This window comes from Cohaesibacter haloalkalitolerans, assembly GCF_003574655.1.
Taxonomy (GTDB): domain Bacteria; phylum Pseudomonadota; class Alphaproteobacteria; order Rhizobiales; family Cohaesibacteraceae; genus Cohaesibacter; species Cohaesibacter haloalkalitolerans.
In genome coordinates, this window is sequence record NZ_QNUM01000012.1 from 46,810 (window position 1) to 62,133 (window position 15,324).

Consider the following 15,324-nt stretch of genomic DNA (forward strand, 5'->3'; position numbering starts at 1 on the left):
GGGGTGCTTTGATGTAAAACAATTGTTGGCACCCGGTGGCCTGATTAAGCCGGTTTCGCTTTAGTCCTTTAGATAGGCCTTCAAGTCATTCAGACTTTCGATTACCCTCCTTTCTTCATTTCCCGAGGTTTCATCGATCCAAGGCAAAATCTCCCTCTTGATATTGCCACGATCTATGAGGAGTGCGGGCATAGTGAGCCGTTCTGCCGCACTCAGATCTTCAGGGCCATCGCCCACGAAAAGACAGTCTCGAGCATCGAGTTCCAGATGGCGACAGGCCATCATCAGAAGGTCTGGTCTTGGTTTCGGTGACAGGGTTTTCTGCCTGCCAAACACCGCTTCTGTCAACGGGGCAAGGCCGAGCCTTTTGACCAGCGCTTCGGCGTCGTTCTGGCGCTTGTTGGTTACAACCACAAGGCGACAGGACTGCCCTGAAAGCGCCTCGAGAACCGGCATGACGTCTGGATAGAGACGGGCCAGACGGTCTTCATGCCGTTGATAGCAAGACAGATAGTGGTCAAGCTGTGCCTGTTGCTCCTCATTGTCTGGCGCTTCTCCTGATTGCTCTGAAATCCTCCGGATCAGCCGTCGGGCCCCACCGCCCAGACAGCTGGCCACCAGAGTCTCGGAAACCGGGGGGCGCCCGACAACGGCCCGGGCCTCATTCAGCGCCGCATGGACGGCAGGCAACGTGTGGGCCAGCGTGCCATCAAGATCGAAAAGCACCGCTTTTGGTCCTGCCCCATTGTCGTGGCAAACCGGAACCCTTTTGCTCTTGTGGGGTAGCAACAATATATCTGCCCGTTGCAGGCGGATCGTCAGATGGCCCTTTTCTGTTGCATGCATGAACGCGGGTAAGCTGTGCAGTTGCACAAGGACACTCTCTGCCAAACTGTCATTTTTCGCAATGGGAACAGCTGCGACATTCAGCTGCAATTCCACACGGCCTCGTCCATCGCTGGTCAACACAGCGGCATAGTCCGTCACTCCACTCGTCGCGAACAGGGCCTCATCAAGCGCCCCGCGCGTCAGCATCCCGCCGCCCGGAAGCTTCAGGGCCGTGTTCAGCCGGTCATCTGGGCCATAGAGGCGCCGCGTGACGTTGCCGCAAGCGCAGGGCTCATCGATCAGGCATCCCAAATCGCCGGTGCGATAGCGGATCAGCGGCAGGGTTTCCCTGCGCAGCGTGGTGATCGTGATTTCTCCTCTGGCCCCGGCTGGCAACACCGCGCCGGAAAGCGGGTCGATGATTTCCAGATACAGATCGGACTCCCGCACATGCAGGCCGTCGTGACAGACGCATTCGAGCGCCCCGCCGTAGCCGGTTTCCGTCATGCCCCAATGATTGAAGACCTTGGTGTGCCACATGGTTTCAAGGCCAGTTATGACGGCACGGGCGGCATGGTCGGCGCTGATGAGGATAGCGCGCGGATGCGGCACCAGGCCGCCATCCGAGAGAGAAAGGCGTGCTGCGGCGAAGAAGGGAACGGGGATACCGAACAGCACGTCGGGCTGTTCGGTGCGAAGCCAGCCAAGCAATGCGTCTGCCGATGACACATCCGGTGCCGTCAGTGGCGTTGCGCCCAACCGTCGTGTCGCTTCGCACAGGCCCTGCCCGATGCTACCGGACCGCACCGCCGGAAAGGCAATGCCGACCCGATCACCCGGGCGGGCAAACTGGCTCATGCCGCGATGGAAATAGTCGATGGTGTTTTCCAGATCCTCATCAGAGAAAGCCATGCGCTTGGGCGCTCCCGTGGTGCCCGAGCTTTCCAGCGTCACCATACGCGCCACCCGGCGGCGCGGCGCAGCCATGAGCGGAGGATCATTCCGCGCAAGATCCTCCGGCCATGTGAAGGGCAGATCCGCCAGATCCTCAAGGCTCTGAGGCAGGTCTTCGGGCCAATGGGCAAACTGGCGATAGAAGGGACTGTTGGCCCGAGCGTGGCGGATCGTCTGCCGCATGTGGTCAAGCTGATAGGCGTCGCGCTCCTCAAGGGTTTCAAAGGGACAGAAGCCGCGCACATCGATCATTGCGCCCTCGCTCTGCAAGATGATGTTCAGCATCCCCCCTCCTTCCGGTAAAGGGAGCGCCCTTCGCGGTCAGTCAGATTGAAGGCGCAGAAAGGTACCGCTCTCTGGTCAGGCATCATGACATGGATATAGCACTGGCGCAGCCGGTCGAGATCCAGCGTCCAGGCATCCTGAAACACCATCGCCGATAAGCCGAGCGTGTGCGCCCGCCGCTTCAACACCGCGTCAAATGCCGCAAAGGCAGGGTCGTCGGTGCCCTCGTCCGCCTCGGCGTTGCTCCACTGGTCGGCGACATAGCGCCGGGCACGGGCAACATCAGCACCGGGCGCAGTCTCCCGCCCCGCTTCAGAGCCGCAACAGCAGCTGTCATTGGCCGGGTCTGCAAGCGTCTCGGTTCCGGAGGAGCAGCAGCAATCTTCATGGGAATGGTTATGCGCCTCAGACGCGACAGGAGCCGGTTGCATCACCAGCAGATCCTTAGCGGGCGCACCGCAGCCGCAGGACCCGTGCGGATGAGGTGCCGGTTCCGATGAGCCCGAGCAACAGCCTTCGGACGCCGGTTTTTCCACTTGTGGCAGCGCAAGCAGATCTTCTCCCGGAACGCCACAGCCGCAAGATTGACCATGGCCCTTGTCGGCATCGGCGTCCCCCGAACAACAAGACGTCTGGGCGAGCTGATCCGGCATCAGGCGGCCATCTTCCTCAACAATGAAGCGGCCGCTGAAGGAACAGAAGGGATTTTCCGCAGACCCGGGATGGAAATCATCGAGCAGTATCCCGCCCTTCTCATGCGCGATCAGGGCATCCATGACTTCCGGCAATGTGAAGCGGGTTTCGGGCCGGGGTGGCTCCGGTGTCCGACCGAAATAGCTGACCGGCTGGAAATGCACCGCGCGGACGGTCGGCATATGGGCCTTGGCATAGTCCACGATTGCGCCGATCTGATCGGTGTTGATGCCCGGAACAAGGGTTGGCACCAACACCACCCCGACACGGGCCTTCTCGCAGGCGGCAATTGCCTCTTCCTTGACCCGGGCCAGTTTGGCGCCGCGCAGGGCCTTGTGGACGGTATCGGAGACGCCATCGAACTGCAGGAAAACACAATCCAGACCGGCATCGGCCAGCGCCCTGACATAGTCAGGCTCTTTTGACAGACGCACACCATTGGTGTTGAGCTGGACAAAGGAGAAGCCCTTCGAGCGCACAAGGCTGATGATTTCCGGCAAGTCATCCCGTACCGTCGGTTCGCCGCCGGACAGCTGGATATGCACCCTGCCGCCTGCGCGCTGCATGAGCGTATCGAGCCATTGGCTGATCGTCTCGATCGGCACATCCGTGCCCTCCCGCTCGGCCGAGGCAAAGCAGAAAGGACAGGCAATGTTGCAGCGGGATGTTACTTCGAGCAGGACACAGCAGCTCTGCTGCTGATGATCTGCGCAGATACCGCAGTCATGCGGGCACCCCTTGTCAACCGGGGTTGCCGGGTTGAGGATTGCCGAGCGGTTGCGCGGTGACCGATCCCAGTGAAAATAGCTCTTGAGGCCACGCCAGATGGGTGTACTGACGGTTCCATGGTCCGGGCAGCTCTTCTCCAGATAGACCGTATCCCCTTCGGCATATCGAATGGCGGGCACGGTTTTGAGGCAATCCGGGCAGACGCTTTCCGTCGTGCTCAAAACCAGTCGACTGTCTGAACAGGTCATGATGCGGCCTCCAACATGTTTCTGATTTCCATCGGTACGCCTGGGACCTCAACACCCTCAGCTGTGATTGCGGCAACGATGGCAAGGGTATCGTTGAGGCGTCGGCGGACGCCTGCCAAGGCTGCGGCGTCGTCCGCAAAGCGCGAGAAAGCCGGAGCAAAGCGCGCTTCAAGACCAACGATCTGCTCCCCCGAGACGAGCTTGTCGGCGAGATAGACAAGGGCGACTTCATCAAGCCGCCGGTATCCCTCAGAAAGCGCCATGTGCTGACCGACGAGATCGGCAACAGCGGGGAAGCCCCAGTCTGAGAGCAGGTTCGCCCCTGCAGTTGCATGATGGGGCTGACCCTTGGCGATGTCATGCAGCAATGCTGCGGCACCGACCAGAGCGATGTCCAGCGCCCTGCCATGTTCGTTGAGATTTTCCGCCAGCAAGACGGCCAATTTGGCCACCGCCTGCCCGTGACGGCGCACCGTTTGCGGCGTTCCCGCCGCATCGAACAGCGCTTCGCATTCCCGTCCGTCCGGCAGATGGTGATTTTCCAGAGCGGCCAGTTGAGCAACGTGATCCTGCGGGAAGTCCATATCCCTGAGGCAGCCGGAATCAAACACGGCGATCGTATCCGAGCCATGGCGCGACAGGATCGCGGCGGCTCCACCCTCCTGCCCGTCAGACGCCAGCAGTTCGCCAAACAGGGCCCGCCCGATAAAGGGAGGATGACCAGTGGTGCCGTCGAACAGCGGATGGACCAGCATGGACTGGTTGCGCCGCGCTTTTGCCATGACACGCCGAAGGGTCGTTGGCCTGACCAGCGGGATATCGACGGGCATCAGCAGACAGCCGGACGTCTCACTTGGCAGAGAGGCGATCCCGGCCCTGATGGAACTGAACATGCCATCTTCAAAATGAGGATTGATCACGGCAACAGCACCAAGGTGCTCGACATGGGGGCGAAGCTGGTCCGCCTTGTGGCCGATCACGACATGAACGGGATCGGCTCCCGCTTGCTGCGCCACCTGCACGACATGGCTCAATATTGTGCCCTCTCCGAACGGCAACAGAGGTTTGAACGCCCCCATGCGTGAGGACAGCCCGGCGGCCAGGATGACAGCCGCGATCGGGGCCTCGTTGTCGCTTGTCTGGGCTTGTCTTTCGAGCGTTTCGATTTGCGCAAGATCCATCATGAGAGGAACCCCAATGTGTCCGCTTCCTCGCCCGCTTCCCCACCACGCGGCGGGTGCGTGATATCAAGGTCATAGCGTTCGAGTATCTCGTTGAGCTTCTGCCAGCTCTCAGAAATCAGGGCCGGACAACGCTGGGCTCGGAGATTGAGGTCAAACTGCATGATGTCGCTACAATTGCAGCCGCCATATTCCTCGCTACAGCGATGCTTGAACCAGCCACCGAACTCCTCGAGAATGTCGACAAATCGGCTGTCTTCGCTTTCTTCCTCGCTGGCCTTGCCCGCCAGCATGCCGACAACGCAGCATCCGGCGGAAAGGATACCGCAGGTCATGCCCTGCCCCATGCCGACAGCAAGACCGGACATGGCGCGCACGAGGTTCGGGTCCTGTCGACCTGCCGCTTCCAGCGCCAGGATCATCATGATGTGGCTGCATTTGAGATCGGCGAGCAGCAGCTCGGCCACGCGAAAGGAGTCTTCGGTCATATCCCTGCCTCCTGACAGTTTCCCCTTGGCGGAGTGGCCACCCGGCCGGTCGGCTTGACCGCAATAGCCATGTAATATCCGGGTTTTACGGCGCGCATTCGGGCGCCGGTGCGCGCATCCCCCCACAAGGCATCAAGCGAGCCGAAACGGAAGATGAAGCGGGCCACAAAGCTGCGCAGGCATTCGGAGCGATCTTCGAAAGCCAGCAGTTGGAACCCCGCCAGACCGATTGCCTTTCTTATCCTTTCCGCGGAAAGAAGGCGGATCGCCCTTGTCGTGTCTTCGCTGTCCGCTGCCTCGGGGTTGCGGGCATAGACATCGCAAAGGGCCAGCCGCCCCCCGCCACGCAAAACCCTGAACCACTCGGCAAGGGCGGCGCGATGATCGGGCATGACCGTCAGCACACATTCGGACAACACCCCGTCCATGGAGCCGGTCCCAAGTGGCATGGCCGCACCGCTGCAGCAGAAAAGATCCACATCCGGCAGCAGGTTTCGGGCCATTGCGAGAGGGGCCGCATCAGTGTCGACACCCACCACGTTCAATCCGCGGCGGATCATGTCGCCAAGGCTGCGGCCCTGCCCACACCCCACATCGACCACACGGTCTCCGTCTCGAAAGCCCGCCCGATCAAGCAGCTCCCCGGTCAGTTGCGGTCCACCGGGGCTCAGAGGATCGCCATTCCGATCGGTAACAAGGCCATACCCGAACAGGCCCGAGCAGCCATTGGCATGCTGCCCCACGCTCTGCTGGGGTTCCGGTTCAGTCACACCGTGGGGACTGTAGATCTTCATTTGTCCTCCAGCGCCTGTTCGACTTTCAGCATCCGACCATAGGCCAGCTCTTCGGAAATATAGACAAAGCCGCAGGTCGGGCAGATCGGCAGGTCCACAGGAAAGGTCTGGCCCATATAGCTGGCCAGAACCTTGCCCTGTTTGAGCGGCGTATCACATCGGGCGCACATCAGATCGTCCACCTGCGGTATTTCAAAGTCGCCGGGAGTTGTCATTTTTGTGCCTCCACATCCATGCGATGGCCATAGGCGCGGTGGATGAGCGCCCCTTCATCGGTCAGTTCATATTCCACCCAGGTGGTCACCGGCCCGGTGCGCAGGGTCGCGATCAGATGACCGCTCTTGCGGTCCTTCAGCTTCTGGCCGCTTGTTTCCGCATGAGCCACGACGGCGCAAACCTCGTCGGTGAGGATCAACTTGCGCTCCATGTCGGCGCGAACGGCATCTGAAATCAGGATGGTCCATTCAGGATCCGGGTCTTGCATGGTTTCTCCCCATAACTCTCGCAGCAATCGGCTTTTCAAACGGGCCCTGTTGTCTCGTCGGTTGGAGAAACCCGGATCCGGACGGGCAGCCGGATCGGTATCTCCCTCAACCGGGAACAGGAAGTCGAGCAGGTGAGCGGAGCGTTTGCCACGCCGGGCGAAATTGTCCCGGCACATGGCGCAGTAGGCCAGATAGTCCTCGGGGCGTTCCGCGGCCCGCTTGTCGACGATGGCGTCAGCCACCTCCCGATTGGCAAAAGTCACCAGACCGCCATAACCGCAGCAGGTTGTCAGCTCCGGCCCGGATATTTCCCGCACCGTCAGGCCTATATCGGCGGCGATGGATCGGACTGCAGTGTGAACCTCGCTCTCGTGACGGCCTGTGCATGGATCGTGAATGGCAAATACCGTTCCGGGCGCAACGGGCCTCGTTGACTTCGGTAACGGGGCCTCGGCAAGAAGTGGCCAGAGGGATCGCACGGGAAGATCGGGCATCGTCTTCCGGAACATCGACAGGCAGGTGGCGCAGGCCGTGATGATCTCCGGTTGGCCAGCAGCCTGCCAGCTTTCACGCAGGTGAGCCACCACCTCATCATGCAGAGCCTTGCGTCCGGCCCAATGGGCGGGCGCTCCACAGCAATCCATCATCAGGCCAACACCACCGGCGAGTGTTTCGCCCAGATGCTGATAGAGCTTCTGGACCTGCTCAGGCGCCGATGCAGCCAACTGGCAACCGGGAAAGAACAGATAGGCGCTGGCGTCATGACCGGGCTGGTGGCGGACAAAGGCGGAGCGGTGCGAGCGACTGTCAGCCATGTCCCGCAAGGCAAAGTCGTGATGGGAGGCAGGCATGTGGCCGTTGTCCACCATCTCCCGGCGCGCCTCAAGGCAGACATCGCCCATGGCCAGATCTGTCGGACAGACCGTCTCGCACAATCCGCAAAGCGTGCAGCTATCGATCATGCGGTTGGCCTTGCGATTGCCCATGACGATGCTGAGATTGTTATGGATTTCGCGAACAGCCCGCTTTGGATAGGTCTTGTAATGAGTGAGATAGGCGCAGGCCTTGGTGCACTCAAGGCAATTGCAAGGGAAGCAACGGTCCGCTTCTGCTATGGCCTCATCGGGGGTGTAGCCGATCTTGCTGTTGGCGGCCTCGACGGGAGGGACGGCAGGGTGCGCTTCGATATTGACGTAGAGGCAGGAGGTCGTTGCCTTGGTGCCGTCCCGGTTGGCCATCAGGGAGGCGCCTTGAAGGAAGCGGTCTATGGACCCGGCGGCCCGCCGTCCGTCATAGATGGACTTCACCGGAGAATAGACCTCGCCCAACGCCCCGTGATAACCGCCACCGAAGATCTTCGGGTGGCTGGTCGCGCGGCTGTCGGGGTCGATTTCAATGCGGCCATTGTCGCTGAGCTTTATGGTCGGGGCAAAGGCTGCGGCAACGCCCGGCCCGAGGGCGAGCAGAATGGCGTCCTGGTCTTCGATCAGGCTTGCAAGGCCCAGCGGTCCCTCGCCGCCAGTCACCCGGCTGCGACAGCGGATGTCAACGCCAAGGGCGGCAAGACTACCCAGATCAAGGGCAATCGCAGACGGCGGAAGAATGTGCGGTTCATAATCGTGATGCAACCGTTCGAGCGGATGGGCGTCCGCTTCCAGAACGGTGACCTTGTGGCCCTTCATGGCCAGATCGAATGCTGCAGTCAATCCGGACAACCCGGCCCCGACGACGGTCACGTGCTTGGGTCTGGCGATCCGTTGAGCCTGTCGGCGCAGGGTGGAACAAGTCTCATCGACCAGTGTCCGCTCGATTTGGGAAATGCGCACAGCACCACCAGCCTCGGCCCGGCGACAACCTGCCTCGCAGGGGTGATCACAGATATGGCCAAGGATGGCCGGAAATGGCACAACGCGGGAATATAGGGCGAATGCCGCCGGAAAATCCCCCAGTTTCACCTTGGCCAGCATCGCCCTGACATCGACATGCAAGGGACAGGACACCTCGCAGGCGGGAGGTTGTTCTTCGATGCATCTTGCTTCCAGTCGCTTTACCTGATCGCTATCCATCTTGTTGCCCCGTTGGTCGGTCTCTATTGCCGGGCCCGGAGGATCCGGGTCCAGCAAGCTTGGCGGGGAGGAACAGGGTCGAGTAAGAGGCATACCCGACCCCGCGCCCACTGAAACGGACGTGGCTGCGGAAGAAGTAAGCCACGCCGTTCCGATTCAGACTCAGGCGAACTCTTTAGGGGCTTTTTCCCTTGCTGCCTTTGCCTCGAGTTCCGTTCTGATGATTTCCGGAAGGGCCGGAACACGGAAGATGCGCACGCCACAGGCGTTGTAGATGGCGTTCAGGATGGCCGGATGAGCCGCAGTCAGCGGCGCTTCACCGACACCAGCTGCCCCGAACGGTCCGTCAGCACGTGGCGTTTCCAGATACAGGATCTCGATGTCATCGGGGATGTCCTTCGGATAAGGAATGCCGCAATCCATCAGATTGGTATGAAGCTCCAGATCCTCGAAGTCTTCGGACAGGGCCAAACCGATACCCTGCGCCAGACCGCCATAAATCTGACCATCCACGGTGGCCTTGTTGATGATGGTGCCAACGTCGACGGACGTGGTGAACTTGACCACCCGAACTTCGCCGGTCTCGACCTCGACCTCAACCTCAGGCATGAACACTTCATACATGTAGATCGGGAACGGATTGCCCTGAGCGGTTTCGGAAGAACAATCGGTGCAGGCGGCTGCAACCCAGTTACCGTCATAGACGAGCGGGATGCCATCGGCGACCATCTCGTCGTAGGTCCGGTAAGTGCCATCCTCTTTCTTCATCGCATTGAGCAGCATCTCTGCTGCGACGCGGGTGGCGTTGCCGGTGAAGACGTTGGAACGGCTGCCGCCAGCGGGACCGGAGTTCGGACCGTTGGTGTCATTCATGACCAGAGAGATCTGTTCCGGCTTGATGCCGGTTGGCCGCAGCACTTCATGGGCCATGGTCAGTGTGCCGAGATCAGCCCCCTGCCCGTGATCTTCCCAGGCGTTGTAGATGGTGACCCCGTCCTTGGTCAGTTCGGCACGGGCGTTGGAGCTATCCGGACCATCAAGACCGCAGCCATAGATGCCCAGAGCGATACCGACGCCGCGTTTGACTTCATCGGTGGACAGCTCTGCGCAACGCTTCTTGGCTTCCTGATATTTCGGCCGCAGCATGTCGAACAGCTGAGGCAGAACCAGCACTTCAGGCTTCTGTCCGGTCGGGGTTGTCGAGTTTTCGTTATAAAGGTTCTTGTAGCGGAACTCGAACGGATCCTCGCCCATCTTCTCGGCCAGAATGTCCATCGCCGTTTCAGAAGCAAGGAAGGCCTGCGGCGACCCATAACCGCGGAAGGCGGAGCCCCATGCGTGGTTGGTGGCAACCGTGAGGCCCTTGCCACGGATGTTTTCCAGATGGTAGCCCGCACCGGTGAACTGGGCCTGACGCAGGGTGACCAGATCACCGAATTCGGAATATGGACCGTGATCGAGCCACCAGTCGGTTTCCATCGCGGTCAACTTGCCATCGGCGTTGCAGCCAAGCTTGATGTTGATGTTGACCGGGCTGCGTTTGCCTGTGTAGGTGATGTTCTGATACTGGTCATAGACCAGAGATACCGGCTTGCCGGTGGCAAGGGCAGCAACGCCCAGCAGGGCTTCCATGGTCGGGGAGAACTTGTAGCCGAAGGTGCCACCGGTCGGGTTCTGGATCAGGCGCAGTTTGTCCGGCTCCAGGCCAAGGCCCGGACAGATCATGGCATGATGCAGATGCACGCCGATGGATTTCGACAGGATTGTCAGAACGCCATCTTCATCGACATAGGCCTCCCCGCAGTCCGGCTCCAGATGCAGATGTGGCTGGCGGCTGCAATAGGTGGTGATGTCAACCAGTTGGGAAGCGCTCGCCAGCAGCGGCTTGGTGTCCGCCCCCTTGACGACGCCCTGTTCATAGTAGGCATTCGGCGTGCCTGGATGAATTTCGATGGCGTCCGGCGCAAGAGCCGCAAAGCCTGACATGTAGGCAGGCAGAACCTCGACATCGACCTTCACCTTCTTGGCTGCCGCGCGGGCATGCTCTTCGGTGTCGGCCGCAACGATTGCAATGGCGTCCCCATACTGGAAGATCTTTTCCTTGCAGAGGATCGGACGGTCCCAACCATCGCCCTTGTTGTCCGGGAAGGTGATGAGACCGGTGATGGCGTTCCGGCCCTTGACGTCTTCCCAGGTGATGACCTTGGCAACGCCGGGCATGGTTTCGGCTTCAGCGGTATCGATGCCCTTGATCAGGCCATGCGGCACTTCGGCCTGAACCAGCGCCAGGCGCAAAGTGCCTTCCGGCATGCGCAGGGCAATGTCGGCACCGAAGTCCCATGTGCCGGTAACCTTGGCTTCTGCCGACGGGCGAATATGGGATGTCCCGAGGATCGAGCCGTCTTCCTTCGGTTTCGGCATGATCTGGGCAACCGTCTTTTCACCGCGCATGACGGCGGCGGCATCCATTACCGCGTCGACCAGCGGCTTGTAACCGGTGCAGCGGCAGAGGTTGCGGTTCCGGTTGAACCATTTGCGGACCTCTTCGCGGGTCGGGTTGATGTTCTTTTCCAGCAGCGCCTTGGAAGACATGATGAAGCCGGACGTGCAGATACCGCACTGTGCGCCACCATGGGTCATCCAGGCGATCTGGATCGGGTGCAGGTTGCCCGGTGTGCCGACGCCCTCGATTGTCGTGATTCTGGCGCCTTCGCGCACATCACCGATCTTCTTGTTGCAAGAACGGATCGGCTTGTCATCGATGATGACGGTGCACGAGCCGCACTGGCCGTCGTCGCAGCAGACCTTGCAGCCGGTCAGCATCATCTGTTTGCGCAATACATCAGCAAGGGAGGCTTCTGGCTCGGCAACGATCCAGCGATCCACTCCGTTGACGTTCAGTTGTATTCTCTTCATCACTCTTCTCCTAATCCTGCGGCTGGAAAGCTCCATCCGCCTGCTGGTTCCCGAGAGCTAGGCACTCGCGTGCACTAGATCCTCCCCATTTTCAGTCCCTGAATTGGCTGTTAGGTACAAATCACCTATGGTCCTCGATTGTCCGTCCAATTCTTCAGCGCCCCGGACATGAGCGATCATTTGGGCAACCACCGAAACGGCGATTTCCTCCGGGTTGTCGGCACCGATCTCCAATCCCACCGGTGCTCGGACACGGCTCAGCTGTTGGGCGGAAATTCCGGCCTCCAGCAATTTGCTATTGATGGTGCGGATCTTGCGTTTAGAGCCGATCATGCCGATGTAGCTCGCAGGGGTATTGACCGCCCAGGCCAGAACCTCCTTGTCGCAAATATGTCCGCGGGTCGCGATGAAGATGATCGAGCGGGCATTCGGCTCAAGTTCCTTCATCGTCTCCTGCCAGGGTCCCGCAAGGGTCTTCACCGCAAAGGGAAAGCGCTCTGCATTGGCAAATTCGGCACGGTCATCGATCACCACAACGTGGTAGCCGACGCGATGGGCCAGTTCGGCTGTCACCAGTCCGACATGGCCGCCACCGAACATGTAGAGCGTTACTGCGGGCAGAAAGGGTTCGACGAAAATGTCAAGGCTCCCCCCGCACACCATGCCGCTGTCCATCAGCGGGTTGTCATGCAGGTTGAAGGAAATCATCTCCGATTTGCCATTCTCCATCGCCTTTCTGGCGGCCTCGATGATCTTTCCTTCCGCAAGACCACCGCCGACCGTTCCCACGATCGACCCATCGGCGCGAACAAGCATCTTTGCCTTGTCCGACGCGGGGATGGAGCCGTTTGTGGTGACGATCGATGCCAGGGCACAGGGCCGTCCGGCCTCGTGCTCCCTGATCAGTTCCTTGAACACCTTCATTGTCCTCGCCTTTCAAATTGGCCTTTCAAGTTGACCCCAATGAAGCGACCTCAGACCTGCCGCCGGCTGGTCCTCTGAGATGGCCACAGGAGGGAGCGGGCAGCTTGGTCCGTCCTTTCCGGTCACCATTCAGCGGCGGCAGGCCCGCGGTGGCGTCACACGTGATAAACCGCGCCCGACTGGCAGACTTCCACACATTGCGGTTCGTCGAAGTCGCCCTCGCATTCCTTGCATTTGCTTGCGTTGATGGAATAGAGCTTGCCTTTGCGGGTGATGGCCTTGTTCGGGCATTCGTCGATGCATGCGCCACAGGCTTCACAGATGTCCTGATCGATTGCGTAAGCCATTGTTTTCTCCTCTCAGTCTTCTTTGGCGGGTCCGACCTCCCGGACCGCCGTTGCAGGTCATGTCCCGGACCACGATCAAGCGTGGCGCATGGGCATGCCCTGGTCTCCAGTCCCCGCCCTGCCCTTGCCTTGCGGCAAGCGCAGAACCGGGGCGTGTTTCACCGCTCCGTACAGGAAATGCACGGGTCGATACTGTTCACGATGATCGCGATATCGGCGACCTTGGCTTCCTTCAGCATGAAGGTCAGAGCATCCCAGTTGGGATAGCTCGGCACGCGCCATTTCAGTCGTTCCGGTTCGGGATTGTCGTTTGTTTTCAGGTAGTAGACCAGCTCGCCGCGCGGAGCCTCCGTGCGGGCGATGGCCTGTCCCGGCGGGATGTAGGGGTCGCCACCGTCGTTGATTGGCCCCTCGGGCAGCTGATCGAGGCAAACCCGGAGGATCTCGATCGAATTGACCGCCTCGCTAAGGCGGATCATCGCACGGGACCAGACATCGCATCCGTCCAGCACCGGCACATTCACGGGCAGCCGGTCATAGACATGGTAGGGGGCGGCGGTGCGCACGTCATACTGAATGCCGCTGGCGCGGGCCACCGGACCGACAACACCACAGGCGATGGCGTCGGCATGGGAAAGGATGCCAATCCCTCTCGTCCGGCGCAGGATCGAGCCATTGGTGCGATAGGTCTTTTCAAGCTCGCGCACATCGGGTTCGAGCTTGTCGAGGGCTGAACGCATATAAGTGATGGCCTCGTCGTCCATGTCGCAGCGGGTGCCGCCAAGACAATGGGCGCCAAGGTCCATGCGGTTGCCATAGACGGCCTCCTTGAGATCCTGTGCGACTTCACGCACCTGCATGGCATGCATGAACAGGGCCTCATAACCGACCAGATGGGCCAGAATGCCGACGTTGAACAGATGGGAAGCAACGCGTTTGACCTCGCCCGCAATCACCCTGAGATACTGGGCCCGTTCGGGAACCTCCACCGCGCCGATGGTTTCAGCAGCCATGGCCAGCGCTTCGGGGTGGCTGTTCGAACAGAGCGAGCAGATGCGCTCGGTCAGGATCATGTTCTGCAACAGTGTGCGCTTGGTGGCCAGATATTCGACCCCGCGATGAACATGGCCGGCATTGAGTTCGACGGTCTCGATGGTTTCCCCCTTGACGGCGACGCGGAAATACATCGGCTCTTCAAGGGCAACATGCAGCGGGCCGACGGGTATCTTGTAGCTGCAGGCAACGGTGTGATCGGTCATGCTCATGCCTCCTTGGCTGCGGCCATGACGCGCGCCCACAGCTCATCAGAGGTGGACGCATTTGCCATCTGGGAGAAAGGGATCAACCGGTCGAGAACGGCACCATCAATGCTCTCGTCGAGGAACAGGCGTCTCGGATCCGGATGGTTGGTGATGGTGACGGAGTAGATCTCCATGATCTCCCGTTCCGGCCAGTCGGCCGAGCGGAACAAGGGCGTGAGGGAGGCTATGGAACCGCCAGCGGGGAGAAATGCTACGACATTCACATAGTCTCCACCCACGTCGAAGTGATAGACCAGTTCATAGGATGTACCGTCTTGCGGCGTACCGCCAAAGCTCATCGATTGTTCGGGTACATGCGCTTCGGCTTCTGCTGCACCTTCATCCTCCTCGTCCTGTTCCTCCTCTTCTTCTTCGGGAGCGGGTGGTTTGTTAGCGGTGACCATGGCCAGCCGCGCGTGATAGCTGCGCAGGCATTCTCCCACGGCGGAAAGATCATCCCTGTCTGCGAGTTCGCACCACATGACCGAGACGCCATGGTCATCAGTCGTGGTCGTCAGATTCACGCCGTGTGGCGCTGCCGCGTTCAGGCTGGCTTCGAAATTTTCAGGAAAACGTGTCATCACCGGCTCTTTCTGTCTCTGAGATACTTGCCGCGACATTTCGGGCACAGGGCGCGGAATTCGGCGATCTCCGCTTCACTGAAGCCCTTGACCTTGTTGGCAGGAGCCGCAGTGAAGAGCGCCGGTTTGCCGCAGCTCGGGCACTCGTGGCTGGGGATCACGCCATGGGCGACCATGCTGTATTTGTCCTGTTGGACATGGGCCAGATGCCAGTCCTGGGTCTGGTGGATGGCGTTGGTCGGGCAATGGAACTCGCAATTGCCACAGAAGACGCAGCTGTCATGCCAGCAGTCGAACTCCAGCCCCTTGTCGGTCTTGGTGAACCGGATGGCGCCCGCCGGGCAGACCTTTTCGCATTTGCGGCAACCTTCGCAGGTTTCGGGATCGAACTCGATCTTGCCGCGAAAGCGCTTGGCTGTTGGTGCCGGCTGGAAGGGGAACGGATCCGTGAAAGGCCCCTGTGTCAGATTGTGCGCAAACAATTGCAGGAAATTCATCTCGCTA

General features: G+C 60.3%; 13 protein-coding genes. All 13 read right to left on the reverse strand.

Annotated elements, in window-relative coordinates:
* Positions 1-60: 60 nt before the first annotated feature.
* The 13 genes from DSL70_RS20820 to DSL70_RS20880 all read right to left on the reverse strand — a co-directional run bounded on the left by DSL70_RS20820 (position 61) and on the right by DSL70_RS20880 (position 15,317).
* Positions 61-2,067 carry a DVU_1553 family AMP-dependent CoA ligase gene (locus DSL70_RS20820; protein ID WP_119309913.1) on the reverse strand — a complete coding sequence of 669 codons (2,007 nt, stop codon included), beginning with the start codon at positions 2,065-2,067 and terminating at the stop codon, positions 61-63.
* Positions 2,061-3,737, reverse strand: coding sequence for a radical SAM (seleno)protein TrsS (gene trsS / locus DSL70_RS22470; protein WP_205563441.1), 1,677 nt, complete (start codon positions 3,735-3,737; stop codon positions 2,061-2,063). The genes DSL70_RS20820 and trsS overlap by 7 nt, the downstream gene beginning before the upstream one ends.
* On the reverse strand, positions 3,734-4,921 hold the full coding sequence (locus DSL70_RS20830) for a DVU_1551 family NTP transferase (protein ID WP_119309914.1): 1,188 nt from the start codon (positions 4,919-4,921) through the stop codon (positions 3,734-3,736). Before DSL70_RS20830 ends, trsS begins: the two co-directional genes overlap by 4 nt.
* Positions 4,918-5,406 (reverse strand): DVU_1555 family C-GCAxxG-C-C protein, encoded by a 489-nt coding sequence (locus tag DSL70_RS20835; RefSeq protein WP_119309915.1) that lies wholly within the window; start codon positions 5,404-5,406, stop codon positions 4,918-4,920. The genes DSL70_RS20830 and DSL70_RS20835 overlap by 4 nt, the downstream gene beginning before the upstream one ends.
* Positions 5,403-6,200 (reverse strand): DVU_1556 family methyltransferase, encoded by a 798-nt coding sequence (gene trsM, locus DSL70_RS20840; RefSeq protein WP_119309916.1) that lies wholly within the window; start codon positions 6,198-6,200, stop codon positions 5,403-5,405. Before trsM ends, DSL70_RS20835 begins: the two co-directional genes overlap by 4 nt.
* The gene (locus DSL70_RS20845; RefSeq protein ID WP_119309917.1) at positions 6,197-6,415 is read right to left on the reverse strand and encodes a DVU_1557 family redox protein; all 219 of its coding nucleotides are present in this window, start codon (positions 6,413-6,415) and stop codon (positions 6,197-6,199) included. The genes trsM and DSL70_RS20845 overlap by 4 nt, the downstream gene beginning before the upstream one ends.
* On the reverse strand, positions 6,412-8,751 hold the full coding sequence (locus DSL70_RS20850; RefSeq protein WP_162916967.1) for a pyridine nucleotide-disulfide oxidoreductase/dicluster-binding protein: 2,340 nt from the start codon (positions 8,749-8,751) through the stop codon (positions 6,412-6,414). Before DSL70_RS20850 ends, DSL70_RS20845 begins: the two co-directional genes overlap by 4 nt.
* Before the next feature lie 162 nt (positions 8,752-8,913).
* On the reverse strand, positions 8,914-11,667 hold the full coding sequence (locus tag DSL70_RS20855; protein ID WP_119309919.1) for a molybdopterin-dependent aldehyde oxidoreductase: 2,754 nt from the start codon (positions 11,665-11,667) through the stop codon (positions 8,914-8,916).
* A 57-nt stretch (positions 11,668-11,724) separates the two neighbouring features.
* On the reverse strand, positions 11,725-12,591 hold the full coding sequence (locus tag DSL70_RS20860) for an XdhC family protein (RefSeq protein WP_119309920.1): 867 nt from the start codon (positions 12,589-12,591) through the stop codon (positions 11,725-11,727).
* A gap of 155 nt (positions 12,592-12,746) precedes the next feature.
* Positions 12,747-12,938 carry a 4Fe-4S binding protein gene (locus DSL70_RS20865; protein WP_090075386.1) on the reverse strand — a complete coding sequence of 64 codons (192 nt, stop codon included), beginning with the start codon at positions 12,936-12,938 and terminating at the stop codon, positions 12,747-12,749.
* 158 nt (positions 12,939-13,096) lie between these two features.
* Positions 13,097-14,197 (reverse strand): hydrogenase large subunit, encoded by a 1,101-nt coding sequence (locus DSL70_RS20870; protein WP_119309934.1) that lies wholly within the window; start codon positions 14,195-14,197, stop codon positions 13,097-13,099.
* Between the two features lie 2 nt (positions 14,198-14,199).
* Positions 14,200-14,820 (reverse strand): NADH-quinone oxidoreductase subunit C, encoded by a 621-nt coding sequence (locus DSL70_RS20875; protein ID WP_162916968.1) that lies wholly within the window; start codon positions 14,818-14,820, stop codon positions 14,200-14,202.
* Positions 14,820-15,317, reverse strand: a complete 498-nt coding sequence (locus DSL70_RS20880) for a 4Fe-4S binding protein (protein ID WP_119309922.1) — start codon at positions 15,315-15,317, stop codon at positions 14,820-14,822. Before DSL70_RS20880 ends, DSL70_RS20875 begins: the two co-directional genes overlap by 1 nt.
* Positions 15,318-15,324 lie beyond the last annotated feature (7 nt).